The sequence below is a fragment of the Roseicella sp. DB1501 genome (assembly GCF_013112485.1).
Taxonomy (GTDB): Bacteria; Pseudomonadota; Alphaproteobacteria; order Acetobacterales; family Acetobacteraceae; genus Paracraurococcus.
Genome location: NZ_JABFHG010000012.1, coordinates 60,060 through 84,860, shown reverse-complemented (window position 1 = coordinate 84,860; position 24,801 = coordinate 60,060). Strand labels below are relative to the sequence as shown.

Here is a 24,801-nt window from a genome sequence, read left to right as displayed (position 1 = left end):
GGATGCCGCTATCGCCCCGCGGCCTGCTGCGCGAGCGCCTGCCGCATGCCGAGGCGCGCGTCGCCAATGTCGAGTTGTTCTTCGACCTGGTCTTCGCCTTCACCATCACCCAGGTCTCGCACGCGCTGCTGCACCATCTCGACCTGGCGGGCGCGCTGCGCACCGGCCTGCTCTTCCTCGCGGTGTGGTGGGTGTGGATCTACACCGCCTGGGTCACGAACTTCCTCGATGCCGACCGCACGCCGGTGCGGCTGATGCTCTTCCTCCTGATGCTGGCCGGGCTGGTGCTCTCCATGGCGCTGCCGGAGGCCTTCGCCGAGCGCGGCCTCGCCTTCGCGGCCGCCTATGCCTTCATGCAGGTGGGGCGCGGCGCCTTCACCGTCTGGGCGATCGGCCCGGCGGAGCCGGCCTTGCGGCGGAACTTCCTGCGGGTCCTCGCCTGGCTCGCCCTCGCCGCGCCCTTCTGGGTGGCGGGCGGGCTGGCGGAGGGCGAGGCGCGGCTGCTGCTCTGGGTGCTCGCCCTCGGCATCGAATATGCCTCGCCCTTCGCCTATTTCTGGACTCCCGGCCTCGGCCGCTCCACCACCGCCGACTGGCGGGTCGAGGGCGGCCACATGGCCGAGCGCTGCGCCGGCTTCATCCTCATCGCCCTCGGCGAGACGCTGCTCGTCACCGGCGAGAGCTTCGCCGGGCTGGCCTGGGACGGGCCGCACGGCACCGCCTTCGTCATCGCCTTCCTCGGCTCGGTCGCCATGTGGTGGCTGTATTTCCACCTCGGGCAGGAGCGCGGCGCGCATCACATCACCCGCTCCGCCGATCCCGGCCGCATGGCCCGGCTCGGCTACACCTATCTCCACCTTCCCGTCGTCGCCGGGATCGTGGTGGCGGCCGCCGGGGATGAGATGGTGTTGCAGCATCCGGGCGGGATCGCCGCGCCGGCGGCGATCCACTGCATCATCGGCGGGCCCGCGCTCTACCTGCTCGGCCTCGCCCTGTTCAAGCGCATCAGCCTCGGCCAGCTGCCGCTCTCGCACCTGGTCGGGCTGGCGCTGCTCGCGGTGCTGGCGACCCTCGCGCATGAGATGCCGGTGCTGGCCCTCGCCGGCCTCGCCAATGCCGCGCTGATCCTCGTCGCGGCCTGGGAGCACGTCTCGCTGCGGGGACACGCCGCATGACCCAGGCCTTCGCCGGCATCGACTTCGCCCCCATCCTGCCGCCCTGGCTGCTCCTCGCCCTCGCCCTGGTCGCGCTGCTGGCGCTGGCCCCGGCCTTCTGGCGCCGGGCGCGCGGCGCGCCGCTGCGGCTCCTGGTCTTCGCCTTGCTCCTGCTGGCGCTCGCCAATCCCCGGCTGGTCGAGGAGACGCGGGAGACGCGGCCGGACATCGCTCTCCTCCTCGTCGATCACAGCGACAGCGCCCGCATCGGCGACCGCGCGGCGCAGATCGAGGCGGCGCGGCGACTGCTCGAGGCCCGGCTGGGGCGCCTGCCCGATCTCGAATTCCGCACCGTCGAGGTGCCGGAGGGCGGCAACCAGGGCACGCGCCTGTTCACCGCCATGGAGCAGGCGCTGGCCGAGATTCCGCGCGCCCGCCTCGCCGGGGTGATCGCGCTGACCGACGGCCAGGTGCATGACGTGCCCGCGACCTCACCGATCGAGGCGCCCTTCCACGCCCTGCTGCCCGGCCGGCCCGGCGAGATCGATCGGCGGCTGCGCGTCATCGAGGCGCCGGGCTACGGCATCGTCGGCCGCAGCGTCGAGCTGCGGGTGGCGGTCGAGGATCTCGGCCTGCCGGAGGCCGCCGGCGCGGCGCGGCTCTCGATCCGGCGCGACGGCGCGCCGCCGCGGGTCGAGAGCGTACCGGTCGGGCGCGAGCACCGCATCGAGATCCCGATCGAGCGCGGCGGCCCGACCGTCGTCGAGCTGGCGGCCGAGGCGCGGCCGGGCGAGGTCAGCGAGATCAACAACCGCGCCGTCATCACCGTCACCGGGGTGCGCGACCGGCTGCGGGTGCTGCTCGTCTCGGGCGAGCCGCATGCTGGCGAGCGCACCTGGCGGCGCCTGCTGAAGGCCGATCCCGGCGTCGACCTGGTGCATTTCACCATCCTCCGGCCACCCGAGAAGGACGACCTGACGCCGCTGAACGAGCTGGCGCTGATCGCCTTCCCGGTACGCGAGCTGTTCCAGGTGAAGCTGCGCGACTTCGACCTGATCGTCTTCGACCGCTTCGCCAATCGCGGCATCCTGCCGCCGGCCTATCTGCGCAACATCGCCGATTACGTCCGCGGCGGCGGCGCGCTGCTGCTCTCGGTCGGGCCGGAATTCGCCGGCCCGGCCAGCCTCGCTGCGACGCCGCTCGGCAGCATCCTGCCCGCGCGGCCGACCGGCGAGGCCGGCCCGGGCGCCACCGAGGGCGCCTTCCGGCCGATGGTGACCGCGCTCGGCGCCCGCCATCCGGTGACGGAGGGGCTGACCGGCGCCAACCCGGACGAGTCGCACGAGGCGCGTTGGGGCCGCTGGTACCGCAGCATGCGGGCCGAGCAGCGCAGCGGCACGGCGGTGATGGAGGCGGCCGGCGGGGCGCCGCTGCTGGTGCTCGACCGCGTCGGCGAGGGGCGCGTCGCGCTGCTGCTCTCGGACCATATCTGGCTCTGGTCGCGCGGCCATGACGGCGGCGGACCACAGGCCGAGCTGCTGCGGCGCGCCGCGCACTGGCTGATGCGAGAGCCGGAGCTGGAGGAGGAGGAGCTGACGGCGCGGATCGAGGCCGGGCGGCTGCAGGTGCAGCGCCGCAGCGTCGAGCCCGGGCCGCCGCCCGGCCTCACCGTCACGGCGCCCGATGGCAGCACGCGTCCGGCCACGCTGCAGCCGGGCCCTGGCGGGCGGGCCACGGCGGAGCTGCCGGCCGACCAGCCCGGTGTCTGGCAGGTCTCGGACGGCAAGCGCAACGCCTTCGCCGCCGCCGCCGCCGCGAACCCGCCTGAGGTCGCCGATCTGCGAGCCGACCCCGGCCCCCTTGCCCCGGTCCTCGCCGCGACCGGGGGCGGCGCCCGCTGGCTCGGCGCCGGCGCGGTGCCGGTGCTGCCGGAGCTGCGCCGGGTCAGCCCCGGCCGCGATGCCCAAGGAGGCGGCCAGGGCAGCGGCCCGGGCGGCGGCTGGATCGGGTTGCGTCGCAACGGCGATCACACCGTGACCGGCATCGCCGCCACATCCTTGTTGCCGCCGTGGCTCGCTTTACCTTTGGTACTGGGCGTCGCCGTGCTCGCCTGGCGACGGGAGGGACGATAGACAATGCCCAAGGGAGTGCCCACAGGAAGGCTGGGACGATACCAGCGCAGGCTGGCAGGCCTGCTGCGGCGGGCCATCCTGCCGGCGCTGCTGCTGCCGCTGCTGCTCGGTGCCTGCGCCACGGAGCCGCCGATCGAGGTCCGGCTGCAGCCCTTCATCGGCAAGACGGAGGCCGAACTGGTCCAGGCCCTCGGCGTGCCGAACGGCACCTTCGAGACGGGCGGCGAGCGCTTCCTGCAATATGACGAGCGGACCAGCACCGTCTATCCGGGCGATCCCTATTGGGGCGGGTTCGGCTATCGCCGCTTCGGCGCACCGATCTACACGCCGCCGCTGGTCATCGTGCGGAACTGCTCGGTGACCTTCGCGGTGCGGCAGGGCCGGGTGACGGCCTTCACCTTCCGGGGCAATGGCTGCCGTTAGGGCGGATTGGCGGGATCGCGTGGAGAGAGCATCCCCCGGCTTGGGCCGTTTCGTATCGGGGTCGGCGCGTGCATTCCGACATGGAAGCACACCAAATGATTGTGATAACGAATAGGCTATGCGCGATGCTTTAAATTTATGGTAGAAAATCTCCCGTACAGCTCGACAGAACGGGGCTAGGTCCCCACGGGAGCGGACGATGCGTGAGACGGTACTCGAAGCAACCACCCTGGTGGCCGTTTCGCTGGCCGCCGCCCTCCTCCGGTTGTTCATCCTGGCCATGACGCTCTCCCGGCACCTGCTGCGCCGCCCCACGGCAGAGACGAGCTATCCGAATTTCGCTTCCTTCGGGAATGGTCCGGGCGGCCGCTTCAGCCCCGCCCTCATCCAGCCGCAGCGTCGCGCCGACCGCGCCTGATCGCTGGTCTCTGCCGTGGCGTGTCCTCGTCATGGTGGCGGCCCCGTCGCAAGGGCGGCGTGACCGGCCCCCTGCCGGTCATCCCAGGACCACGGTGCTGGAGGGTGCGCCGCGGGCGTGGGACGGATGCAGCCTCGCCCTCTGGTGCAGTCGCAGCCGCCGGCTGATCGGGAGTTCGACGAGCCGGAAGCAGGCGAGACCGGCGCTGATCGAGAGAAGCAGGGTCACGGCGAGGTAAGCCGGAACAGGCAGCCAGCCGAGCAGGCGCCAGGTGAGCCCGACCAGCAGCGGATGCATGAGATAGATCGAGTATGAGGCGTCGCCGAGCAGCGCCGCCGGGCCGTGCCGTCCGACCGCGCCAGCCGAGAGCGCACCCGCGACCAGCAGCCAGGCCGGCACGCCCCAGAGCAGAACCCGCCAGTCCTCGGCATGGAAGCCATTGAGCTCGAGGGCTGCGAAGGCTCCAAAGCCAAGCGCCATCATGCTCCAGCCGCCGGCCCGTCCTGGGAGGCGTCCCTGGCGCCAGAGCACGGCGAGCCCGATCCCCCCGGCGAATTCGAGCAGCAACGGGCTGGTACAGGTGACGGCCACCGGGTGATCGGGCTGCAACGCGAGGCCGGCCGTGGCGAGGAGCCCGAGCGTGGCCAGGAGCATGCCGAGCCGCGCCTGCCGCGGCAGCGCCAGGCTCGCGGCGAAGAGCAGGTAGAAGACCATCTCGAAGTTCAGCGTCCAGCCCGGCACGAGCAGCGGAAAGATGGCGCCCTCGGCATTGCGGTGGGGGATGAAGAACAGCGAGAGCAGCAGGGTTTGCGGCGTCGGATGCAGGTTGGGCATCGCCGCCGGCAGCAACAGCGCGAGCGCCGCGATGCCGATCGTGACCAGCCAGTAGAGCGGCGCCACCCGCGCCAGGCGGGCCCAGGCAAAGCGCAGCGGGGAGGCAGGCCGGTCAGTGCCGACCATCCACATGATGAAGCCGGAGATGACGAAGAAGATGTCGACGCCGGCAGCGCCGACCCCGAAGCTCAGGCCCGCGCGATCGGCGGCATGATGGAGGACGACCGCCAGGGCAGCGACGCCGCGGAGAAGCTGGATCTCGATAAGTCGTTGCTGGAACGGCAAGATCAGACGCTCATCCAGGTGATTATTGAATTCCTAAAGGGTCCGACCTGCAGTCACAACTTTTAGTTTATCTTGCATCGCAAAAAATAGCCTTTGATTGCATTCCCGCCAGCACCTCGCCAGGGAGCCGGGGCTCGAAGCGGGTGGCGGCCTGGCTGGTCAGCGAGTAAGCAAGGGCCATGCGCGCCCCGACCCGCCTGCTGCCCCTCGTCCTGCTCGCCGGACTCACCCTGCCGGCCAGCGACGCCCTGGCCCAGTTCGCTCGCGGTCCCGGACGGCAGCCGCAGGGCGACGCCGCGGCGGCGAAGCGTCCGCCGCCGCCCGCCCTGCCCGGCCTGCAGAACCGGACGGCGCCGGAGCCGATCCCGGCCGATCCGAACCAGGTGCTCTCGCCGAATGCCTCGCTCTTTGACGCCATCAACCGGGGGGACCTGGCGGCGGCCAAGGATGCGGTGGCGCGCGGCGCGGACCTTGACTCGCGCAACGTGCTCGGCCTGACGCCGATCGATGCATCGGTGGATCAGGGGCGCACCGAGATCATGTTCTACCTGCTCTCGGTGCGGGGCGGGACGCGCGTCGCCGGGCCACCGCCCGCGGCAGAGGGCGAGGCGGCCGGCAAGGCGGGCCGCAACCGCCCGCCCCGCAACGGCAACGGGCCGCGCCCGGCGGCGGAGGCCATCGACCGCTCGGTGCCGATGCCGCGGCCGGTCGCGCGCAACCCGCGGCTCTGGGCCGGCGATGGCGGCGCCCCGCAGCCGGAGATCGGCTTCCTCGGCTTCGATGCCGGGCGGCCCGCGGGCGCCATTGCACCCGTCTCGACCACGTCGACGCCGCGTCCGGCCCAGTCCACGTCGCGCCGCACCCGGGGCTGAGACACCGACCGCGCCCGCTGGCCACCGCGCGCCTCGCGGCGTCGCTCGGACGCCGCGTCGTCCCGACGATCCGGACTAGGCCAGCGGTATCCATTCGATGCCGGCCCGCCGATGCGCGCGGGGACCGATGCGCCCAGGCGCCTTTCACCGGCTGCTGACCACGGGGTGCGGCCGTCCAGGTGGAACCGCGCCCGGGCGGGCCGGCCGGTCCTTGCCGACGCGCCGCTGCGGCTCTGCTCTTGAAGCAAAGCAGCCATGTCCGTCGCATGCACCTAAGAATTCGTGAGGGAACTTTGACGTCCCCAGCCCAGCGACCGATCGCGTTGGCGAAGACGCTAGCGCTCGCGTGAAAGATACGACCATTCTCACCCGGCGAGAGCGTACACGATATACTTGGTTACACGCCGTTTCTGGCACGACATCCCCTGTGCTTTCTTGGCCACAGCGATGCTTTACCGCTGCCGTCTGGAGTCGGATCGCGCAGCCGTGCCCTCCCCCGCCGCGAAGAATCTGCTCTATGTCGCATGCGCTCCGGCGGAGAAGGCTTCCACCGGTCCCTCCCAAGGGGACTGTGGCTCGGCGGCAACAACGACGGGGCTAGCAGAAGGGGCAGATGAACTGTGGCCCCTGTAACGTCTTAGGCGCGTACACGCGTGTCGGCTGCGAACCGAGATGTCGGTTCCCGCGGCGCGAGTGACGATGATGGAGAGAGAGGCATGACGTTCAAAAGGGCGCTGCTGGCAGCGACCATCCTGGCGGCGCCGGTGGCCGCCAGCGCCCAGCCGGTGACCGGTCTCTATATCGGTGTCGGTGCGGGTGGAAACTGGGTCAACAACCCGTCGAAGATCGACCTGAGCGGCGGTGCCACGCCAGGCAATTTCGGCCTCGCCCCCGGCGTCACCATCAGCAACGCGGGCAAGGCGAACTTCAACTTCGGCTGGGCCGGCGTCGCCAGCATCGGCTGGGGCTTCGGCAACGGGTTCCGGGCTGAAATCGAAGGCAACTACCGCGAGAACGAAGTCGACAGCATCCGCGGGTTCAATCTCGCGCCGATCGGCCGGACGGGTGGTTTCCAGCGCACCTATGGTGTGATGGCGAACATTCTCTATGACTTCGATTTCGCCAACTTCGGCCTCGGCCAGAGCATCTTCCAGCCCTATGTCGGCGTCGGCGCCGGCTATGCCTGGACCCAGTGGCACAATGTCCGCGGCCAGAGCTTCGCCCCCGGGCGCGGCGGCTCGGTGTTCTACGCCGATGACGACAACGGCCAGTTCGCCTACCAGGCCATCGTCGGCGTGGGCACGCCGCTCACCTGGCTCGGCGTCACTGGTCTGACGTTGACCGCCGAGTACCGCTTCTTCGGCACGCTGCAGCCGGATCTGTTCACCACGATCCGCAACCCGGTGAACAACGCGATCGGCGCGGCCGGCAAGGTGTCGCCGGACAACTACAACCATTCGGTCATGCTCGGCCTGCGCTACGCGCTGTTCCAGCCGCCGCCGCCGCCGCCGCCCGTCGCCACCCCCGTGGCTCCGGCGCCGGCTCCGGCGCGGACCTACCTGGTCTTCTTCGACTGGGATCGCGCCGACCTGACCGCCCGCGCGCGGGAGATCATCGCCGAGGCGGCGCAGAACGCCTCGCGCGTGCAGTCGACCCGCATCGAGGTGGCCGGCCATGCCGACCGCTCCGGCTCGGCCGCCTACAACCAGCGCCTGTCGCAGCGCCGCGCCGATGCGGTCGCGGCCGAGCTGGTCAACCGTGGCATCAGCCGCAGCGACATCTCGGTCAGCGCCTATGGCGAGTCGCGCCCGCTGGTGCCGACCGCGGATGGCGTGCGCGAGCCGCAGAACCGCCGCGTCGAGATCGTCCTGCGCTGACCGGCTGGCGCTTCGGGACGGACCGCCCGGGGCGCCCATTGCCGGACTGGTTGCGGGACACTCGATCAAGGGGGGCAAAACAGGAAGGGGCGCCGCGAGGCGCCCCTTTTTTCGTGCCCGCCGCCGGGCTGCCTTAGCCGCCGCAGCAGGCCGTTGACGGCATCCCGTCAACGGCCCGTCCCTCAGAGCACATTGAACAGATAAAGCAGGATCAGGATCGGGATGGGGATGCCGAGGAGCCAAAGGAGGATGCCGCGCATGGTGACCTTCCGTTGCGTTTCCAATCCTCACCGAACGCAGCGTGCCGCCCGACGCTCCCATGGGCAGCGCTGCCGGCTTGCCGGCTCGATGGTTCGTGAATATGGCTGGCGGATCGGAAGGAGACCCGGAATGCCGAGGCGACGCGCGGCCCTGATCCTGACCTGCGGCCTCGGGCTGGCCGCTTGCGGCACCAACCCTTCCTCCCCCTATCTCTTCGGCCTCGGCGACCCGATCCGTGGTGCGGGGCTCAGCGCGCCGCGCAATTTCGGCGATACCAGCCGCTGGGCCGGGCAGCCAGCCTCGGCCGCCTTCGCGGTCGAGCAGCTGGAATTCCTCACCAGCTCGCTCGCCACCGACCCGCGCTACGCGCCGGTGGTGAACCCCGCCGTGCTGCAGACGCTGCAGCGCGCGCGGACGGAGATGCGCGCCTATCTCGGCATCGCCTCCGATGCCGATCCGCAGCTCGTCATCACGGCGATGCAGCGCGTCGGCGCCGCGCTGCGCGGCGGCAGCCAAGCGCAGGCCGAGGCGGCGCTGAGCGGCGCCGCCTTCCCGGCCGGACCGCGCAGCGTCCTCGCCCGGCTCGCCGAGATGCCGCGCCTGCCGCAGGCCGCCGCGGCGGCTGGCATGGTCGCCTCGGAGATGGACCGCCTCGAGCGGCGGAACTGAGAATACCGGAGCATCGCCACCCGATCAGGCACCTTGCCTGATCGGGATCGGCGCCGGGACGTCCGCCGCTCTCAGAAGGCGATCAGCTGGCGCACCACATGGCCGGTCTTCAGCCGCGCGAAGCCCTCGTTGATCTCCTCGAGCTTCAGCGTGTTGCTGATCAGGTGGTCGAGCTTCAGCTTGCCCTGCTGCCAGAGCGTCAGCAGCCGCGGCATGTCGGTGCGGAAGTGGTTGGAGCCCATGGAGGACCCCTGGATCCGCCGCTCCCGCAGGAAGTCGAAGCCGTGCAGCTCGATCTTCTGGCCGAAGGGCACCATGCCGATGATGGTGGCGGTGCCGCCCGGGCGCAGCATGGCGAAGCTCTGCTCGGCGGTCTTCTTCAGGCCGAGCGCCTCGAAGCTGAACTCGACGCCGCCACCGGTCAGCGCCCGCACCGCCTCCACCGGGTCGTCATTGCCGACGAGCACGGTGTCCGTCGCGCCCATGGCCTTCGCCGTCTCGAGCTTCTCGGGCAGGGTGTCGAGAGCGATGATGCGCGAGGCGCCGGCGAGCGCCGCGCCGTTCACCGCCGAGAGGCCGACGCCGCCGCAGCCGATCACCGCGACGGTCGAGCCGGCCGGGATGCGCGCCGTGTTGATCACCGCCCCGACGCCGGTGATGACGCCGCAGCCGACCAGCGTCGCACGGTCGAGCGGCACCTCCCGGTCGATCTTCACCAGCGCATTCTCATGCACCAGCATCTGCTCGGCGAAGGCGGAGAGGTTGAGGAACTGGTTCATCACCTCCCCGCCCTTCCAGGAGAGGCGGCGGGACTGGCCCGGCACCATCTTCACCTCGGTATTCTCGCAAAGCACCGTCCGGCCGGAGGTGCATTGCTGGCAGGCGCCGCAGAAGACCGAGAGGCAGCCGATCACATGGTCGCCCGGCTGCAGGTAGGTGACGTCCGAGCCCACCGCCTCCACCACGCCGGCCACCTCATGGCCCGGCACCAGCGGCAGCGGATGCGGGTAGAGCCCCTCGATGAAATGCAGGTCGGAATGGCAGAGCCCGGCATAGGCGGTGCGGACCAGCACCTCCCGCGCCTTCGGCTTCTGCAGGGAAACCTCCTCGATGGTGAGCGGCTCGTTCACCGCATGCAGGACCGCTGCCTTCATGGATCGCTCCTTCTCCCTGGCCGGCCCGCCGATGCCCTCGCATGACGGGTAGCGGCCCAGTCTGCCCCCCCGGTATAGGGTGCACCAGACGCAAGACGGGAGGAGCGAGGGATGCCAGGCGACCTGATCGTGAGCGAGGAGGCAGGCGTCGCCCTGCTCACCATGAACCGGCCGGACAGCCTGAACGCGCTCGGCGGGACGCTGCTCGACGAGCTCCTGGCCGCCCTCGCCCGCATCGCCACCGACATGTCGGTCGGCTGCGTGGTGCTGACCGGGGCCGGGCGCGGCTTCTCGGCCGGCGGCGACATGAAGTCGCGCGCCACCGGCGAACGGCCAATCCTGGAAGGGACGCGGGAGCAGGCGCAGATGTCGCTCCGCGCCCGCATGGAGGCCTCGCGCCTGCTGCACGAGATGCCGAAGCCGACCATCGCCATGGTGAACGGCGTCGCGGCCGGCGCCGGCATGTCGCTGATGCTCGCCTGCGACATGCGCATCGGCGGCCGCAGCGCCCGCATGGGCACCGCCTTCGCCCGGATGGGCTTCTCCGGCGATTTCGGGGGCCACTGGTTCCTCAACCGCCTCGTCGGGCCGGCCAAGGCGCGCGAGCTCTACTTCACCGCCGAGGTCATCGACGCGGCCGAGATGCACCGGCTCGGCCTGCTGAACCGGCTGGTCGAGGATGCCGAGCTCGGCGAGGCCACCCTGGCCCTGGCGCGGCAGCTCGCCGCCGGGCCGCGCGTCGCCTGGCACCACATGAAGCGCAACATGCAGGTGGCGGAGCAGGGAACGCTGGCCGAGGCGCTGGATGTCGAGGCCTATGGCATGACGCGCTGCCGCGACACCGAGGACCACAAGGAGGCGCTCCGGGCCTTCGTCGAGAAGCGGCCGCCGGTCTTCCACGGCCGCTGAGCGCGGCGCCATCGGGCGGCAATGCCCGGTGGCGCGATCCGGCCCTTCGCGCGGGCGGCCATGCCGGCGCCCTGGATCGAGTCGGAAGGACCTGCATGCGGATCACATCCCGACATAAATGACGTGGCGCAACAGTCTCGGCCTTCGGTGCGCCTGCCGGCGGGTCGTCTCCCCGTGGCAAGATGCGTCGCATCAGGAAGCGGGGCGGTCGGCTGCGAGGATCCGCGGCGAGTGAGTTGGATGCAACGGGGCGCATGTCATCGCGCCATGGCGTGGCATATCAGGCATGAAACGATGAAACATCGCCACTGATGCAGACACTACCGGGGCAGCGAAGCGTGGGCGTCCGTCCCACAAACATGCCTTCCTGGATCAGCTCCGCGTCTCGCGCATGACCCATACATTACTTTTGCCGGACTTGATCGTTGCAGTGGAATTCGAGCTTCGGAACTCTCCACACCATCCTTACGCCACAGCAATCTCATCACATTCTCTAACCCTCACCAATCGCTGCACTGCCACAAATTGGCCTCCGACCGTAATCGTGGTCTAGTACCGCTCGCACAGGGCGCCGTCCCCCCCGGCGCCGGTGGCTGGACTTGTTACAGGGACCGACGAATGCATATGCGTCAAAGGAGCTGCTAGGTGTTTGGCGACACGCTGGTAGCGGCAGCCAGGCATCTGCTCGCAATCGCCCCCTATGCCATCCTGTTCAGCTGGGCAATGACGTTCTTCGGAGCGTATATCGCCTATGTCTCGCAGACCGAGAGCGCGGAGCGCAGCTTCCGCGGCTACATGCGCTTCTGCTTTCCCGCGCGGATCCTGAAGCACCCCTCTCTCCGCCTCGACATCTTCTTCAATATCAGCTTCAGGCTCCTCCACCCGTTCATCCTCGCCCCCCTGCTCGTCAGCAGCGCCGCCCTCGCGGCCGGCAGCTACGCCCTGCTGACGATGCTGTTCGGCGAAGTTGAAGCCGTCTCTTCCCCGAGCCTCCTGACCTGGACCCTGATCCTCGTCGCACTGATGATCGCGCAGGACTTCGCGACCTTCTATGCCCACTACATCGAGCATAAATTCGTCCTGCTGTGGCAGTTCCACAAAACCCACCACTCGGCGGAGATCCTGGTCCCGCTGACGAATCGCCGCTTCCACCCGGTGCAGACCATCATCGACAATGGCTTCAACGCCATTGCAGTCGGCGGGCTGATCGGCGTCTCCGCCTATGTCCTTGCCTTGCCCATCCTCGACTACAGCCTGCGTGGCCTCGAGGCCTACTGGCTGATCAACGCCCTCAGCTTCCACCACCTGCGCCATTCCCATATCCGCCTGGGCTATGGCTGGCTGGAGCGGTACCTGCTGAGCCCGGCCCAGCACCAGCTGCATCACAGCTCCGAGGTGCATCACTGGGACAAGAACTTCGGCCTGCTCCTGTCCTGCTGGGACCGCTGGTTCAAGACGATCGTCTACACCAACCCGACCGAGCAGTACCGCCTCGGCCTGCCGCCGGGCAGCGGCGACTTCTCCACCGTCACGGGCCTCTACATCTCGCCGTTCCGCGGCTTCGTGAAGATCCTCCGCGAGCGGATGCAGCGCCATGCCGGGCGCTCCGAGCCGGCCCCGGGCCCGGCCGTGCCGGAAGCCTGATGCGACAACCGGCGCGGCCCGCCGCGCCGGTCCTGGAACGATGAAAGGGGTCCGGGATGCTGTCCCGGACCCCTTTTCCGTTCATGGGAACGCCACCTCACCCGCCCAGGCCGGTCGCCCAGGCAGGTTCGGTCGCTACCTCAGAAGCGCAGCGGCGTCGCCTGCATCACCAGCGGCAGGGAGCGCAGCTCGGCCAGGACGGCCTCCGGCATCGGCGCATCCAGGCTCACCAGGCAGATCGCATCCCCGCCCTGCGCCGCGCGGCCCAGATGGAAGGTGGCGATGTTGATGCCGGCATTCGCCAGCACCATGCCGAAGCGGCCGATGAAGCCCGGCTTGTCCTGGTTGGTGACGTAGAGCATGTCCGGGGCGAAATCCGCCTCGACCGCGATGCCCTTGATCTCGACCAGCCGCGGCCGGGCCTCGCCCACCAGCGTCCCGGCGACGCTGCGCTCATAGCCATCCGTCACCACCGTGACCCGGAGCAGCGAGGCATAGTCGCCGCGGCGCTCATGCACCGTCTCGGCCACCTCGATCCCCCGCTCCCGGGCGACGATTGGCGCGTTGACCATGTTCACCGCGCCGAGCAGTGGCCCGAGCACGCCGGCCAGCGCCGCCGCCGTCAGCGGCCGGCGGTTCAGCTCCGCGACATGGCCTTCATATTCGACGCGGATCGCCCGCAGCGCGCCGTCGCGCGCCTGCGTCAGCTGCCCCGCCATGCTGCCGAGCAACCGCGCGAGTTCCATATAGGGCTTGAGGCGCGGCGCCTCCTCGGCGGTGACCGAGGGCATGTTGATGGCGTTCGAGACCGCGCCGGTCAGCAGGTAATCCGCCATCTGGTCGGCCACCTGCAGCGCCACGTTTTCCTGCGCCTCGGCCGTCGCGGCGCCGAGATGCGGCGTGCAGACGACGTTCTCCAGCGCGAAGAGCGGGCTCTCCGTCGCCGGCTCCACCTCGAAGACGTCGAGCGCGGCGCCGGCCAGATGGCCGGAGGTCAGCGCCTCGTACAGCGCCTGCTCGTCCACCAGCCCGCCGCGGGCGCAGTTGATCACCCGCGTCCCCCGCTTCAGCTTCGCCAGGTTCTCGCGGGAGAGGATGTTGCGCGTCTGCTCGGTCAGCGGCGTGTGCAGGGTGACGAAATCCGCCCGCTCCAGCAGTTCGTTCAGCTCCACCTTCTCGACGCCGAGCTCGAGGGCGCGCTTCTCCGAGAGGAAGGGGTCGAAGGCGACCACCTTCATCTTCAGCCCGACCGCCCGGTCGGCGACGATGGAGCCGATATTGCCGCAGCCGATCAGGCCGAGCGTCTTGCCGAAGAGCTCAACGCCCATGAAGCGGTTCTTCTCCCAGCGGCCGGCCTTGGTGGAGGCCGAGGCCTCCGGGATCTGCCGGGCGAGGGCGAACATCATGGCGATGGCATGCTCGGCGGTGGTGATGGCATTGCCATAGGGCGTGTTCATCACCACGACGCCGCGCGCCGAGGCGCTGGTGACGTCGACATTGTCCACGCCGATGCCGGCGCGGCCGACCACCTTCAGGTTCGGTGCCGCCTCCAGCAGCTCCCGCGTCACCTTGGTGGCGCTGCGCACCGCCAGCCCGTCATAGGGAGCGATGATGGCCCGCAACTCGGCCGGGCTGAGGCCCGGCTTGAAATCCACCTCCACTCCGCGCCGCCGGAAAATCTCGATCGCGGCGGGCGAGAGCTTGTCGGAGATCAGGACCTTCGGCATCAGGCGGCCACCTTCGCATGCTCGGCCTCGACATTGGCAAAAGCCCAGTCGAGCCAGGGCAGCAGCGCCCGGATATCGGCGGTCTCGACCGTCGCGCCCCCCCAGATGCGCAGGCCCGGCGGCGCGTCGCGATAGGCGCCGGCATCGAGGGCGACGCCCTCCGTCTCCAGCAGCCCGGCCAGCGCCTTCGCCGCCGCCGCCTGCGCCGCGGCATCGAGGGCGGTGAACCAGGGCGCCACGATCTTCAGGCAGATCGAGGTGCAGGAGCGCGTCGCGGGATCCTCGGCCAGGAAATCGACCCAGGGGGTCCGCGCCACCCATTCGGCGATGGCGGCGAGATTCGCCTCGGAGCGCGCGACCAGCCCCTCCAGCCCGCCGACGCTCTCGGCCCAGCGCAGCCCGTCCAGCGCATCCTCGACCGCGAGCATGGAGGGCGTGTTGATCGTCTCGCCCCGGAAAATGCCCTCGTTCAGCTTGCCGCCCTTGGTCATGCGGAAGATCTTCGGCAGCGGCCAGGACGGCGCGTAGCTCTCCAGCCGCGCCACGGCGCGGGGCGACAGGGCCAGCATCCCATGCGCCGCCTCGCCGCCCAGCACCTTCTGCCAGGACCAGGTGACGACATCGAGCCGCTCCCAGGGGAGCCGCATGGCGAAGGCGGCGCTGGTCGCGTCGCAAATGGCGAGCCCCTCCCGCTGCAGGGGGATGAAATCGGCGTCCGGCAGCCGCACGCCGCTGGTCGTGCCGTTCCAGACGAAGACCAGGTCGCGCGTCCCGTCGGCCTCGAGCCGCGGCAGCCGGCCATAGGGCGCATCGACGAGGCGGGCGTCCTTGAGCTTCAGCTGCTTGAGGACATCCGTCCCCCAATCCTTGGAGAAGCTCTCCCAGGCCAGCACATCGACCCCGCGGGCGCCGAGCAGCGACCAGAGCGCCATCTCGACCGCGCCGGTATCCGAGGCCGGGACGATGCCGAGCCGCCAGTCACCCGGCATGCCGAGCACCGCCTTGCTGCGCTCGATCACCTCGGCCAGCCGGGCCTTGGGCTGCGCGGCGCGGTGGCTGCGGCCGAGGAAGGCGCCCGAGAGGGCGTCCAGCGTCCAGCCGGGACGCTTGGCGCAGGGACCGGAGGAGAAATGGGGGTTGGCCGGACGAAGGTCCGGCTTCGGGGTGGCGTTCGCCATCGGATGCTCCCTTCCAGAAGCGGATGCGCCCCGGTGGGGGGGCGTGGCCCGGACGGAGAGGTAGGACGGCGCCGCCCCGGAGGCAACGTCCGTGACGATGCGCCGCCGGATTGCGCCTCAGCCGAAGAGGGAGAGCAGGCTGCCGGTGGTGCTGCTGGTGCTGGTGGAAGCCGCCGCCATCAGGTAGCGCTGGACCAGCTTCTGGACCTTGGTGCTGTCCTGCAGGTCGGTCAGCTTCATGCGGCTGCTGATGGCCCGCGCCTGGGTCTCGACCGACTGGATCGCCATCTCGGCCGGCAGGCCGAGCGCCCCGGTCACCACCCGCCGCATCACCGCGTTGCCGAGGATGCCGTAGACATCGGTTTGGGAGGAGGCGTTCTTGATGAAGTACAAGGCGTCCGACATGCCGGCATTCTTCTCGTCCAGGCCGATCTGATACTGGTACTGGATGTAGGCGTCGGTCAGCTTCGTCTTCGTGGCCGCGTCGGTCAGGCCGGCCAACCCCTTGTTCTTCAGGTCCAGCGTCTGGGCGGCGGCCTTGAAGCGGCTGTCGAGGCTGGCGAGCAAGCCCTTGGTGTCGCTCGGATCGGCGAGCAGGGCCTTCTGGACCAGGCCGGGATACTGCCTCTGGTCGGCCAGCCCGAGCGCCGGTAGCAGCACCGCCAGCACCCGCGGGTCCTGCAGCGCCGTCTTCACGTCCTTCGCCTTCGCCACCGCCGTCTCGAACTGCTTGAGCGCGGTGATGGTGACGGGGTCCTTCCTCTCCTGCGCCACGCCCTTCGTCTCGGCATCGCTCGACTGCGCCTGCTTCAGCGCGAGGATCGCCGAGGCGGCATCGCCGGTGCTGCTGCTGGTGTTGGTGCTGCCGAAGAGGGCGGAGACCAGCGAGGTGGAGAGCGTGATCATGGACCGGCCCAGCCTGCCGGAGCAGGGCTGAAAGCCCGGTTAAGGCCGTTCCCCACGGCCGCCTAAGAAGCGCCTGTCGGAACCGTCGCTGCCCGTTATCCTGTCGCGGACCTAGCTTGGGCAAGAGAGGGACTCATGGGGCCCATGCGAAGGCGCGCAGCGACTTCGCTGGGAATTACTAATGCCAGGCGGAGCCGCCATCGACGCCGAGGGCCGAGCCGGTGACATAGCTCGCCTCCGCGCTGGTCAGCCACAGCACCGCCTGCGCCACCTCCTCCGCCGTGCCGAAGCGGCCGAGCGCGTAGCGCGCGAGGAAGCGCCGCTCGGCCTCGGCCGCATCCGGCTGGGCGGCGATCGTCTCCTCCACCATCGGCGTCCGGATCGCGCCCGGGCAGACCGCATTCACCCGGATCCCCTCCCCTGCCAGGTCGAGGGCGAGGCAGCGCGTCAGCATCAGCAGCCCGCCCTTGGAGGCGCCATAGGCCGCGTAATGCGGCCGCGGCACCAGGCCGGCGGCCGAGGCGAGGTTGACGATGCTGGCCCCCGCCGAGTTGGCTCCCCCGGGCGGCGCGGCCCGGCGCAGATGCGGCAGGGCGGCGCGGCAGACATGGAAGGGGCCGTCGAGATTGACCGCCATCACCTCCCGCCACAGCGCCGGCGTGGTCTCGGCCGGGCTGGCGACGCGGCTGATGCCGGCGGCATTCACCACCGCATCCAGCGCTCCGAGCGCCGCGGCCGCCTGCTCCACCGCCGCCGCAGCGGCCTCGGGATCGGCGATGTCGACCGGGATGCCCGTCACGCCGAGCTCGGCGGCGAGGCCGGCCAGCGCCGCCGCGTTGCGGTCGAGCAGCGCGACCCGCGCGCCCTCGCGCAGGAAGAGCCGCGCCGTGGCGAGGCCGATGCCCGACGCTCCACCGGTGATCAGCGCATGGCGCCCGGCCAGCCGCATGGCTCCCCCCTCCTTCATCGCAGCGGGCCGGCCGAAGGGTTACCCGGCGGCGCGGCCGGCCGCCCGGCGCAGCATCGCGCCGGCCTCCGCCGGCTGCAAACGCGCCCCATACGACAATGGCCGGCGCAAGCGCCGGCCATCGGAAGCGAGATACCTACTGGAAGCGGGCCTAATCGTCCCGGTGCACGCGCTCCATGCGCTCATGGCGCTCCTGCGCCTCGATGGAGAGGGTGGCGATCGGCCGGGCCTCGAGGCGGCGCAGGCCGATCGGCTCGCCCGTCTCCTCGCAATAGCCGTAGGTCCCGGTCTCGATCCGCTCGAGCGCCTGGTCGATCTTGGAGATCAGCTTGCGGGCCCGGTCCCGGGTGCGGAGCTCGAGCGCCCGGTCGGTCTCGACGCTGGCACGGTCGGTCAGGTCGGCCTCGGCGATGCCGCCGACGGAGAGGCTGGCGAGCGTCTCGCCCGCCTCGCGCAGCAGGTCCTGGCGCCAGCGCAGCAGCTTCTGCCGGAAATAGGCCTGCTGCTGGGAACTCATAAACTCTTCGTCATCGTGCGGGCGGTAATCGGGCGGCAGCGTGATCAACATCGTCTGGACGACCCCATTGCAGCCGGAGCCCGGGCGCGGACGCCCTGCCCCGAAGTTGGCCGGACCATACATGCGCAGCCATCCGAAAGCCAAGGGGTTACACAGGCGCAAATTGCTGATACGAGCGGCTTTTCACGCGGTTGACACGGAGCCGTTCCAGCCGCGCCGGGCCAGTTCCACCCTGGCGCGCAGGACGATCGCCTGCACTGCTTGTCGCAGGATGGGATCGGCCCCCTCCTCCCCTGATTGCAGGGCCGCGAGCCGTTCCAGCCGCCCCGGATCGCCGCCGCCTCGCAGAAGATCGCGCTGCAGCGCCTGCAACTCATCGAGGATCGACTCCGCCCGGCGGCGGGCCGAGCGGTCCCGCGACGGCGCATCGCCGCCTTCCTGCAACGCGAGCAGGCCGAGCCCGACCGGCACCGCCGCCCCCGCCGCGTGCGGCCCGGCCGCCGCCGCCCCGGGCTGGCCGACCGTGAAGCCGCCTGCCCCACGCCCGCCGGTCCGTCCGGGCCGCATGGCCCCGCCCGCCGCCACTCCGCCGATCCCGCGCATCCCGCCCTCCTGGCCCGCGCCATTCCTGCCCATCAGGGGCAAACTTCTCCGCCCGACCCGGCAAAGCCTGCCCTTCGGTCCCTGATTCGGGCTGGCACGCCGGTTGCCCCTGCCGCTCCGAGCCTCCGATCCGGCGATCCTCGCCGGCTGCGGAGGCCCGGACCCTGGGGGGCGGAGAGCAGCGTGGCCAAAATTGCTTTCGCAAGGGCGAAGACCGCCTGGGCGCTGGCGGCCACAATGGCGCTGCTCCTCCTCCTCCCGGCGGCTCCCGCCGCCGCCCAGCCGGTCCGCATCAAGGACATCGCGGATGTCGAGGGCGTGCGGGACAACCAGCTCGTCGGCTACGGCCTGGTGGTCGGCCTCGCCGGCACCGGCGACCGGCTGCGCACCGCCATCTTCACCCGCCAGACCCTGATCGGCATGCTCGAGCGGCTCGGCGTCAACACGCGGGACAACGAGGCCAAACTCGAGACCAAGAACGTCGCCGCGGTCATGGTCACCGCCAACCTGCCGGCCTTCGCCCGGCCGGGCAGCCGCATCGACATCGCCGTCTCGGCGCTCGGCGACGCCACCAACCTGCAGGGCGGCACGCTGCTCGTCACGCCGCTGCTGGGCGCCGATGGCGAGGTCTATGCCGTCGCCCAGGGGGCGGTGGCGACCGGTGCCGTCGCCGCCCGCGGCGCCGCGGCCAGCGTGCAGCGCGGCGTGCCGACCAGCGCCCGCATCGCCTCCGGCGCCATCGTCGAGCGCGAGATCCCCTATGCGCTGGCCGGCCGCAACAGCCTGCGCCTGGCGCTGCGCAACCCCGACCTCACCACGGCGCGGCGGATCGCCGCCGCGATCAACCGCGCGACCGGCGGCAGCCTCGCCGCCGCGACCGATCCGCGCACGGTGGCGCTCAACCTCGCCGGGCGCGACCCGCTCGCCATGCTCGGCGAGATCGAGCAGCTCCGCGTCGAGCCCGACCAAGTGGCGCGCGTCGTCATCGAGGAAGCCAGCGGCACCATCGTCATGGGCGCCAATGTGCGCGTCTCGACCGTCGCGGTGGCGCAGGGGAACCTCACCATCCGCATCACCGAGACGCCGCAGGTGAGCCAGCCGGCGCCGCTCTCGAACGGCCAGACCGCGGTGGTGCCGCGCACCACTATCGAGGTGGACGACCAGGCGGAGCGCCGGGTCGGCACCCTCGGCGGCGGCGTCACCCTGCAGGAGCTGGTGCGCGGGCTGAACGCCCTCGGTGTCGGGCCGCGCGACCTGATCTCCATCCTGCAGGCGGTGAAGGCCGCAGGGGCGCTGCAGGCCGAGATGGAGCTGCGGTGATGCGCCCGCTGACCGCCGCCGAGATCGCCGCCGCGCCGGCGAGGCTGCGCCAGGCAGCGCAGGATTTCGAGACTCAGGCCTTCGCCCAGCTGCTGCAGCCGATCTTCGCCAGCGCCGATCCCAGCGGCGGCCTCTTTGGCGGCGGCGCGGCGGAGGCGCAATGGCGGCCGATGCTGGTCGAGGCCACCGCGAAGCAGGCGGTGCGCGGCGGCCATGGCCTCGGCATCGCCGATGCGGTGCTGCGCGAGCTGCTGCGCCGCCAATCCGACGCGTCCAGCCAGGAGACCACGCCATGAGCCTGATGATCGAGGCCCTGATCGCCGCCGGCCAGCGCCTGGCCGAGGCCCTGCGGGCGGAGAACGAGGCGCTCGCCGCGCTCGACCTGCCACGCGCCGCCGGCCTCGCCACCGCCAAGACGCAGGCGACGGATGCCTTCGCCGCCGCCTTCGCCGCCGCCGCGCGGACCGGCAGCCAGGCGGCCGGCGAGGCCCGGCGGGACGCGGCCGAGATGACCGACCGCCTGCAGCAACTGGGCGCGGAGAACCGCCGCCTGTTGCAGCGGGCCATCGCCATCCAGTCGCAGGTGATCGAGACCATCGCCGGCGCCGCCCTGCCGCGGGCGGCGGCGCCGGGCTACGGCGCGGCGGGACGGCCGCTGGCGGCGCGGCAGGCGCCGCCGCTCGCCATGGCGACGCGCGCCTGAGCCCGCGCCGCCCGCTACATCTGCGGACTGGTTCCTCAACCGGTCCGAGGCCCCGGATGGGGCCCGCAGCTTATGCCGCGACGCCAGGCGAACCGGAGGTTCGCGCCCGGCATCCGAGGGCCAGAACTATCAGCCCTTCTTCGCCATCAGCGTCTTCACCTCGTCCATCGCCTCGGTGAAGCGCTTGTTGAGCAGGGACAGCGCCTCCTGGTTCGACTTCTGGATGAGGTCGGCCACTTCCTTCATGTTGGCGACCGCCTTCTCATAGGCGGATTTCAGCATCTCCGCCTGGCGCGCCGCCTTGGCCTGCGGCGATTCCTGCGTGCTGAGCGCCTTCATCGCCTCGGTCATCTCGGTCATCGAGGACTGCAGGATCTCCATGTGCCGCCGCGCCACGGCCTGCGCCCCTTCGAGCGCCACGCGGTTGGCGGCCGAGAGCGCCTCGAGGTTGCGGCGCTGGGCGGAGGCAAGCGCCTCCACATCCGGCATGCCGGGCAGGCGAAACTCGGAGAGCATGCGCATCAGGTCGGTCTCGGGCTTCTTGCCGCTGGTCTCGGACATGTCGTTCTCCGCCGTGGTACCGGGCGCCGCATGACACGGGCGCCCGAAGCCTAAAACGGATCAGGGCGGGGCGGGATCGCGAAGGGTGGTAAATCCGCCCCGGCAACAAGCCGCCGCGCCGCCGGCGCCCCTCAGCCCGCCGCCAGGTCGCCGGGCGTGAGGCGGAGCGTGCGCGCCACCTGCTCCGCCCGGTCCAGCGCCCGGTCCAGCGCCGCCATGGTCGCGCCGAGATCGGCCGAGCCGTCGCGCTGCCAAGCGCGCAGCGTCGCCAGCCAGACCCCGACCAGCCCCTGCACCCGGAGCGCCCCGGACAGGCCGCGCGATTCGATCTCGGCCGTCTCCAGCAGCCGCGCCATGGAGCGCGGCAGCCCCGCCACCAGGCAGAGGGCGAGGCCGGGATCGGTCCGCAGCTCGTCGAGGAAGCGCAGCATCCCGGCGCGATGCGGCTGCATGGCGTCGATCCGCCGCATCAGCACGTCGAAGATGCGGTCGCGCGGCGTGCCGCCCTGGCCGGGGACGGTGCCGCTCGCCACCGCCTCGTCCAGCAGCCGTGCCTGCAGCGCCAGCAGGTCGCGCGGCCCGCCGGGGCAGCGGACGCGGATATCCGCCGCCGCGAGGCCGGTGGCGGCGGCCAGCCGCCGCAGCGTCACGCCCTGCCAGCCATGGGCCGCCACGACCTGCCAGAGGCCGGTGACGAGGCGGGATTCGGTCGCGTCGTGGGTATCGCTCATGCCGTCAAGGTGGGGGATCGGCAGGGCCGGCGCCAAGGGGTCAGCCCGCCAGCTCGCGCGAGCGCTCCGTCGCCGCAGCGATGGCGCGGGACAGGGCGGCCGGCCAGGCCTCGGCGGCCATCAGCACCGCCAGCGCCCGCTCGGTCGTGCCCTTCGGGCTGGTGACGTTGATGCGGAGCTGGGCGCTGCTCTCCGGGCTCGCCGCCAGCAGGGCGCCGGAGCCGGCGACGGTCGCGCGCGCCATGCGGCGGGCGAGGTCAGCCGGCAGCCCCTGCTCCACCGCCGCCTTCTCCAGCAGCTCGGCGAGCAGGAAGACATAGGCCGGGCCGCCGCCGGAGACGGCGGTGACCGGGTCGATCAGCCCCTCCTCCTCCACCCAGGCGACCTCGCCGATGGCGCCGAGCAGCCGGTCGGCCAGCGCCCGCTGCGTCGCGGTCACGCCCGGGCCGGGGCAGGCGACGGTGAAGCCCTGCCGCACCGCGGCCGGGGTGTTCGGCATGGCGCGGATCACCGCCGCCTCCCCGCCGAGCGCGGCGCGCATGCCGGCGATGGCGCGCCCGGCCATGATGGAGAGGAAGACGGTCCCCGGCCCCGCCAGCCGGGCGAAGGCGGGCAGCACCGCGGCCGCCTCCTGCGGCTTGATCGCCAGCACCACGGCGCCTGGGCGGAAGCCGGGCGGGATCGCGGCCGGCTCCGGCACCCGCGTCACCCGGCCGGCGAAACCCGCCACCGCCGCCGCCTGGGGCTCGACCACCACCGCCTCGGTCAGGCCGCGCTCCAGCCAACCCGCGAGCATGGCCCCGCCCATCTTGCCGCAGCCGACGAGGAGGAGGGGGGGCAGGGATGTCTCGCTCATGCGCCGACCCTCGCGCGGCAGCCGCCGGAGCGCAATGGTCCCGAGGAAGGCCCCAAGGAAGAAGGCCGGGCAGGCGGGCGATGGGCCGGCGCGCCGGGACGTCAATGGACGCGCCGCGCCGCCGGGGCTAGAGCAGCCGCCGTCCGGGCGCCGCGTCCGGGCGAGGAACCGCCCGTCCCCCGGCCGCCGCCCCGAGGCCCGGCCCGCGCAGGGACCCCGAGGACCGCACGCGCATGCCCGCATACCGCTCCCGCACCACCACCCATGGCCGCAACATGGCCGGCGCCCGCGGCCTCTGGCGCGCGACCGGGATGAAGGACGGCGATTTCGGCAAGCCGATCATCGCCATCGCCAATTCCTTCACCCAGTTCGTCCCCGGCCATGTGCATCTGAAGGACCTCGGCCAGCTCGTGGCGCGGGAGATCGAGAAGGCCGGCGGCGTCGCCAAGGAGTTCAACACCATCGCGGTGGATGACGGCATCGCCATGGGGCATGACGGCATGCTCTACAGCCTGCCCTCGCGCGAGCTGATCGCCGATGCCGTGGAATACATGGTCAATGCGCATTGCGCCGATGCGCTGGTCTGCATCTCCAACTGCGACAAGATCACCCCGGGCATGCTGATGGCCGCGATGCGGCTCAACATCCCGACCGTCTTCGTCTCCGGCGGGCCGATGGAGGCCGGCAAGGTCGTGCATCGCGGCCAGAAGCGCAGCGTCGACCTGATCGACGCCATGATCACCGCCGCCGACAGCAGCGTCACCGATGCCGAGGTGCAGGTGATCGAGCGCTCGGCCTGCCCGACCTGCGGCTCCTGCTCCGGCATGTTCACCGCCAATTCGATGAACTGCCTGACCGAGGCGCTCGGCCTCGCCCTGCCGGGCAACGGCACCGTGGTGGCGACGCATGCCGACCGCGAGCGGCTGTTCCTCGAGGCCGGGCGACGCATCGTCGAGATCACCCGCCGGCACTACGAGACCGACGACGCCTCCGTCCTGCCGCGCTCCATCGCCACCGTCGCGGCCTTCGAGAACGCGATGACGCTCGACATCGCCATGGGCGGCTCGACCAACACGGTGCTGCACCTGCTCGCCGCGGCGCAGGAGGGCGAGGTGCCCTTCGCCATGGCCGATATCGACCGCCTGTCTCGCCGCGTGCCGGTGCTCTGCAAGGTCGCGCCCTCGGTGCAGAACGTGCATGTCGAGGATGTCCACCGTGCCGGCGGCATCATGGGCATCCTGGGCGAGCTCGACCGCGCCGGGCTGATCGACACCTCGGTCTCCCGCATCGACGCGCCGAGCCTGGCCGAGGCGCTGGCGGAATGGGATGTCCGCCGCAACCCGGCCGAGGCGGTGCAGCGCTTCTTCCGCGCCGCCCCCGGCGGCATCCCGACCACCGTCGCCTTCAGCCAGGCGGCCCGCTGGGACAGCCTCGACCTCGACCGCGAGCGGGGGGTGATCCGCGACATCGAGCACGCCTTCTCGAAGGATGGCGGCCTCGCCGTGCTCCACGGCAACCTCGCCGAGGAGGGTTGCATCGTGAAGACCGCGGGGGTGGATGCCTCCATCCTCCGCTTCACCGGCCCGGCCCGCATCTTCGAGAGCCAGGAGGCCGCGGTCGAGGGCATCCTCGGCGGCAAGGTGCAGGCGGGCGACGTGGTGCTGGTGCGCTACGAGGGGCCGAAGGGCGGCCCGGGCATGCAGGAGATGCTCTACCCGACCAGCTACCTGAAGTCGGTCGGGCTCGGGAAGGCCTGCGCCCTGGTCACCGACGGGCGCTTCTCCGGCGGCTCCTCGGGTCTCTCGATCGGCCATCTCTCGCCGGAAGCGGCCGAGGGCGGGTTGGTCGGGCTGGTCGAGGAAGGTGATCAGATCGAGATCGACATCCCCGGCCGCCGCATCCATCTCGCCGTGGCGGATGAGGTGCTGGCGCAGCGCCGGGCGGCGATGGAGGCACGCGGCGCCGAGGCCTGGCAACCGCTGGGCCGCAACCGCGTGGTGTCGACCGCCCTCAAGGCCTATGCGGCGCTCACCACCAGCGCGGCGCGCGGCGCGGTGCGCGATGTGGGGCAGCTTCGCCGGCGCTGAGGCGAGCCTCGGG

Annotated in this window: 24 protein-coding genes; 13 read left to right on the top strand and 11 right to left on the bottom strand. The window is 71.3% G+C overall.

What is annotated here, in order from left to right:
- Positions 1 to 2 precede the first annotated feature (2 nt).
- The 4 genes from HJG45_RS21435 (at position 3) to HJG45_RS21420 (ending at position 4,127) form a co-directional block, all read left to right on the top strand.
- Positions 3 to 1,175, top strand: a complete 1,173-nt coding sequence (locus HJG45_RS21435) for a low temperature requirement protein A (RefSeq protein WP_171614896.1) — start codon at positions 3 to 5, stop codon at positions 1,173 to 1,175.
- A complete protein-coding gene (locus HJG45_RS21430; protein WP_171614894.1) occupies positions 1,172 to 3,286 on the top strand; it encodes a hypothetical protein in 2,115 nt (704 codons plus the stop codon). The genes HJG45_RS21435 and HJG45_RS21430 overlap by 4 nt, the downstream gene beginning before the upstream one ends.
- A gap of 3 nt (positions 3,287 to 3,289) precedes the next feature.
- Positions 3,290 to 3,709, top strand: coding sequence for a hypothetical protein (locus HJG45_RS21425; protein ID WP_171614892.1), 420 nt, complete (start codon positions 3,290 to 3,292; stop codon positions 3,707 to 3,709).
- Between the two features lie 199 nt (positions 3,710 to 3,908).
- On the top strand, positions 3,909 to 4,127 hold the full coding sequence (locus HJG45_RS21420; RefSeq protein ID WP_171614890.1) for a hypothetical protein: 219 nt from the start codon (positions 3,909 to 3,911) through the stop codon (positions 4,125 to 4,127).
- A 78-nt stretch (positions 4,128 to 4,205) separates the two neighbouring features.
- Here the strand turns inward: HJG45_RS21420 and HJG45_RS21415 are convergent, their stop codons facing one another.
- Positions 4,206 to 5,246 carry an acyltransferase gene (locus HJG45_RS21415; protein WP_171614888.1) on the bottom strand — a complete coding sequence of 347 codons (1,041 nt, stop codon included), beginning with the start codon at positions 5,244 to 5,246 and terminating at the stop codon, positions 4,206 to 4,208.
- A gap of 179 nt (positions 5,247 to 5,425) precedes the next feature.
- On the opposite strand from HJG45_RS21415, the gene HJG45_RS21410 reads away from it, so the two are divergent.
- The 3 genes from HJG45_RS21410 to HJG45_RS21400 all read left to right on the top strand — a co-directional run bounded on the left by HJG45_RS21410 (position 5,426) and on the right by HJG45_RS21400 (position 8,925).
- Positions 5,426 to 6,118 (top strand): ankyrin repeat domain-containing protein, encoded by a 693-nt coding sequence (locus tag HJG45_RS21410; protein WP_171614886.1) that lies wholly within the window; start codon positions 5,426 to 5,428, stop codon positions 6,116 to 6,118.
- A gap of 716 nt (positions 6,119 to 6,834) precedes the next feature.
- The gene (locus HJG45_RS21405; protein ID WP_171614884.1) at positions 6,835 to 7,995 is read left to right on the top strand and encodes an OmpA family protein; all 1,161 of its coding nucleotides are present in this window, start codon (positions 6,835 to 6,837) and stop codon (positions 7,993 to 7,995) included.
- A gap of 390 nt (positions 7,996 to 8,385) precedes the next feature.
- Positions 8,386 to 8,925, top strand: a complete 540-nt coding sequence (locus tag HJG45_RS21400) for a hypothetical protein (RefSeq protein WP_171614882.1) — start codon at positions 8,386 to 8,388, stop codon at positions 8,923 to 8,925.
- 71 nt (positions 8,926 to 8,996) lie between these two features.
- On the opposite strand, the gene HJG45_RS21395 is transcribed toward HJG45_RS21400, so the two are convergent.
- Positions 8,997 to 10,079 (bottom strand): Zn-dependent alcohol dehydrogenase, encoded by a 1,083-nt coding sequence (locus HJG45_RS21395; RefSeq protein ID WP_171614880.1) that lies wholly within the window; start codon positions 10,077 to 10,079, stop codon positions 8,997 to 8,999.
- Positions 10,080 to 10,190: 111 nt separating this feature from the next.
- On the opposite strand from HJG45_RS21395, the gene HJG45_RS21390 reads away from it, so the two are divergent.
- Positions 10,191 to 10,988: an enoyl-CoA hydratase gene (locus HJG45_RS21390; protein WP_171614878.1), complete on the top strand. Its 798-nt coding sequence runs from the start codon at positions 10,191 to 10,193 to the stop codon at positions 10,986 to 10,988.
- 645 nt (positions 10,989 to 11,633) lie between these two features.
- A complete protein-coding gene (locus HJG45_RS29505; protein WP_171614876.1) occupies positions 11,634 to 12,632 on the top strand; it encodes a sterol desaturase family protein in 999 nt (332 codons plus the stop codon).
- A gap of 140 nt (positions 12,633 to 12,772) precedes the next feature.
- On the opposite strand, the gene serA is transcribed toward HJG45_RS29505, so the two are convergent.
- The 6 genes from serA to HJG45_RS21355 all read right to left on the bottom strand — a co-directional run bounded on the left by serA (position 12,773) and on the right by HJG45_RS21355 (position 18,530).
- Complete coding sequence (serA, locus tag HJG45_RS21380; protein ID WP_171614874.1) at positions 12,773 to 14,359, bottom strand: phosphoglycerate dehydrogenase; 1,587 nt, start codon at positions 14,357 to 14,359, stop codon at positions 12,773 to 12,775.
- Positions 14,359 to 15,537 (bottom strand): phosphoserine transaminase, encoded by a 1,179-nt coding sequence (locus HJG45_RS21375; RefSeq protein ID WP_171614872.1) that lies wholly within the window; start codon positions 15,535 to 15,537, stop codon positions 14,359 to 14,361. The genes serA and HJG45_RS21375 overlap by 1 nt, the downstream gene beginning before the upstream one ends.
- Before the next feature lie 117 nt (positions 15,538 to 15,654).
- Positions 15,655 to 16,443 carry a DUF1217 domain-containing protein gene (locus HJG45_RS21370; protein ID WP_171614870.1) on the bottom strand — a complete coding sequence of 263 codons (789 nt, stop codon included), beginning with the start codon at positions 16,441 to 16,443 and terminating at the stop codon, positions 15,655 to 15,657.
- A 178-nt stretch (positions 16,444 to 16,621) separates the two neighbouring features.
- Positions 16,622 to 17,392: an SDR family NAD(P)-dependent oxidoreductase gene (locus HJG45_RS21365; RefSeq protein ID WP_217362998.1), complete on the bottom strand. Its 771-nt coding sequence runs from the start codon at positions 17,390 to 17,392 to the stop codon at positions 16,622 to 16,624.
- Between the two features lie 169 nt (positions 17,393 to 17,561).
- Positions 17,562 to 17,975 carry an RNA polymerase-binding protein DksA gene (dksA, locus tag HJG45_RS21360; RefSeq protein ID WP_171615068.1) on the bottom strand — a complete coding sequence of 138 codons (414 nt, stop codon included), beginning with the start codon at positions 17,973 to 17,975 and terminating at the stop codon, positions 17,562 to 17,564.
- Positions 17,976 to 18,110: 135 nt separating this feature from the next.
- The gene (locus HJG45_RS21355; protein WP_171614866.1) at positions 18,111 to 18,530 is read right to left on the bottom strand and encodes a flagellar assembly protein FliX; all 420 of its coding nucleotides are present in this window, start codon (positions 18,528 to 18,530) and stop codon (positions 18,111 to 18,113) included.
- 237 nt (positions 18,531 to 18,767) lie between these two features.
- On the opposite strand from HJG45_RS21355, the gene HJG45_RS21350 reads away from it, so the two are divergent.
- The 3 genes from HJG45_RS21350 to HJG45_RS21340 are packed head-to-tail and all read left to right on the top strand — an operon-like array spanning position 18,768 to position 20,553.
- The gene (locus HJG45_RS21350) at positions 18,768 to 19,850 is read left to right on the top strand and encodes a flagellar basal body P-ring protein FlgI (RefSeq protein WP_171615066.1); all 1,083 of its coding nucleotides are present in this window, start codon (positions 18,768 to 18,770) and stop codon (positions 19,848 to 19,850) included.
- Positions 19,850 to 20,146, top strand: coding sequence for a rod-binding protein (locus HJG45_RS21345; protein ID WP_171614864.1), 297 nt, complete (start codon positions 19,850 to 19,852; stop codon positions 20,144 to 20,146). Before HJG45_RS21350 ends, HJG45_RS21345 begins: the two co-directional genes overlap by 1 nt.
- Complete coding sequence (locus tag HJG45_RS21340; protein WP_171614862.1) at positions 20,143 to 20,553, top strand: hypothetical protein; 411 nt, start codon at positions 20,143 to 20,145, stop codon at positions 20,551 to 20,553. The genes HJG45_RS21345 and HJG45_RS21340 overlap by 4 nt, the downstream gene beginning before the upstream one ends.
- Before the next feature lie 129 nt (positions 20,554 to 20,682).
- On the opposite strand, the gene HJG45_RS21335 is transcribed toward HJG45_RS21340, so the two are convergent.
- The 3 genes from HJG45_RS21335 to proC all read right to left on the bottom strand — a co-directional run bounded on the left by HJG45_RS21335 (position 20,683) and on the right by proC (position 22,701).
- Positions 20,683 to 21,114 (bottom strand): phasin family protein, encoded by a 432-nt coding sequence (locus HJG45_RS21335; RefSeq protein WP_254452694.1) that lies wholly within the window; start codon positions 21,112 to 21,114, stop codon positions 20,683 to 20,685.
- 131 nt (positions 21,115 to 21,245) lie between these two features.
- Positions 21,246 to 21,845 carry a TetR family transcriptional regulator gene (locus HJG45_RS21330; protein WP_171614860.1) on the bottom strand — a complete coding sequence of 200 codons (600 nt, stop codon included), beginning with the start codon at positions 21,843 to 21,845 and terminating at the stop codon, positions 21,246 to 21,248.
- Positions 21,846 to 21,885: 40 nt separating this feature from the next.
- On the bottom strand, positions 21,886 to 22,701 hold the full coding sequence (gene proC / locus HJG45_RS21325) for a pyrroline-5-carboxylate reductase (RefSeq protein ID WP_171614858.1): 816 nt from the start codon (positions 22,699 to 22,701) through the stop codon (positions 21,886 to 21,888).
- A gap of 233 nt (positions 22,702 to 22,934) precedes the next feature.
- Here proC and ilvD point away from each other — a divergent pair, with 233 nt between their 5' ends.
- Positions 22,935 to 24,788, top strand: coding sequence for a dihydroxy-acid dehydratase (gene ilvD / locus HJG45_RS21320; RefSeq protein WP_171614856.1), 1,854 nt, complete (start codon positions 22,935 to 22,937; stop codon positions 24,786 to 24,788).
- The last annotated feature ends 13 nt before the right edge of the window (positions 24,789 to 24,801 follow it).

Bases quoted from the DNA above. Each gene is read 5' to 3' on its own strand.
- HJG45_RS21405 (WP_171614884.1), top strand. From the start codon at position 6,835: ATGACGTTCAAAAGGGCGCTGCTGGCAGCGACCATCCTGGCGGCGCCG.
- HJG45_RS21425 (WP_171614892.1), top strand. From the start codon at position 3,290: ATGCCCAAGGGAGTGCCCACAGGAAGGCTGGGACGATACCAGCGCAGG.
- HJG45_RS21370 (WP_171614870.1), bottom strand. From the start codon at position 16,443: ATGATCACGCTCTCCACCTCGCTGGTCTCCGCCCTCTTCGGCAGCACC.
- HJG45_RS21390 (WP_171614878.1), top strand. From the start codon at position 10,191: ATGCCAGGCGACCTGATCGTGAGCGAGGAGGCAGGCGTCGCCCTGCTC.
- HJG45_RS21335 (WP_254452694.1), bottom strand. From the start codon at position 21,114: ATGTCCGAGACCAGCGGCAAGAAGCCCGAGACCGACCTGATGCGCATG.
- ilvD (WP_171614856.1), top strand. From the start codon at position 22,935: ATGCCCGCATACCGCTCCCGCACCACCACCCATGGCCGCAACATGGCC.
- HJG45_RS21420 (WP_171614890.1), top strand. From the start codon at position 3,909: ATGCGTGAGACGGTACTCGAAGCAACCACCCTGGTGGCCGTTTCGCTG.
- HJG45_RS21330 (WP_171614860.1), bottom strand. From the start codon at position 21,845: ATGAGCGATACCCACGACGCGACCGAATCCCGCCTCGTCACCGGCCTC.
- proC (WP_171614858.1), bottom strand. From the start codon at position 22,701: ATGAGCGAGACATCCCTGCCCCCCCTCCTCCTCGTCGGCTGCGGCAAG.
- HJG45_RS21430 (WP_171614894.1), top strand. From the start codon at position 1,172: ATGACCCAGGCCTTCGCCGGCATCGACTTCGCCCCCATCCTGCCGCCC.
- HJG45_RS21400 (WP_171614882.1), top strand. From the start codon at position 8,386: ATGCCGAGGCGACGCGCGGCCCTGATCCTGACCTGCGGCCTCGGGCTG.
- HJG45_RS21435 (WP_171614896.1), top strand. From the start codon at position 3: ATGCCGCTATCGCCCCGCGGCCTGCTGCGCGAGCGCCTGCCGCATGCC.
- HJG45_RS21350 (WP_171615066.1), top strand. From the start codon at position 18,768: ATGGCGCTGCTCCTCCTCCTCCCGGCGGCTCCCGCCGCCGCCCAGCCG.
- serA (WP_171614874.1), bottom strand. From the start codon at position 14,359: ATGCCGAAGGTCCTGATCTCCGACAAGCTCTCGCCCGCCGCGATCGAG.
- HJG45_RS21340 (WP_171614862.1), top strand. From the start codon at position 20,143: ATGAGCCTGATGATCGAGGCCCTGATCGCCGCCGGCCAGCGCCTGGCC.
- HJG45_RS21410 (WP_171614886.1), top strand. From the start codon at position 5,426: ATGCGCGCCCCGACCCGCCTGCTGCCCCTCGTCCTGCTCGCCGGACTC.
- HJG45_RS21345 (WP_171614864.1), top strand. From the start codon at position 19,850: ATGCGCCCGCTGACCGCCGCCGAGATCGCCGCCGCGCCGGCGAGGCTG.
- HJG45_RS21375 (WP_171614872.1), bottom strand. From the start codon at position 15,537: ATGGCGAACGCCACCCCGAAGCCGGACCTTCGTCCGGCCAACCCCCAT.
- HJG45_RS21355 (WP_171614866.1), bottom strand. From the start codon at position 18,530: ATGCGCGGGATCGGCGGAGTGGCGGCGGGCGGGGCCATGCGGCCCGGA.
- HJG45_RS21395 (WP_171614880.1), bottom strand. From the start codon at position 10,079: ATGAAGGCAGCGGTCCTGCATGCGGTGAACGAGCCGCTCACCATCGAG.
- HJG45_RS21365 (WP_217362998.1), bottom strand. From the start codon at position 17,392: ATGCGGCTGGCCGGGCGCCATGCGCTGATCACCGGTGGAGCGTCGGGC.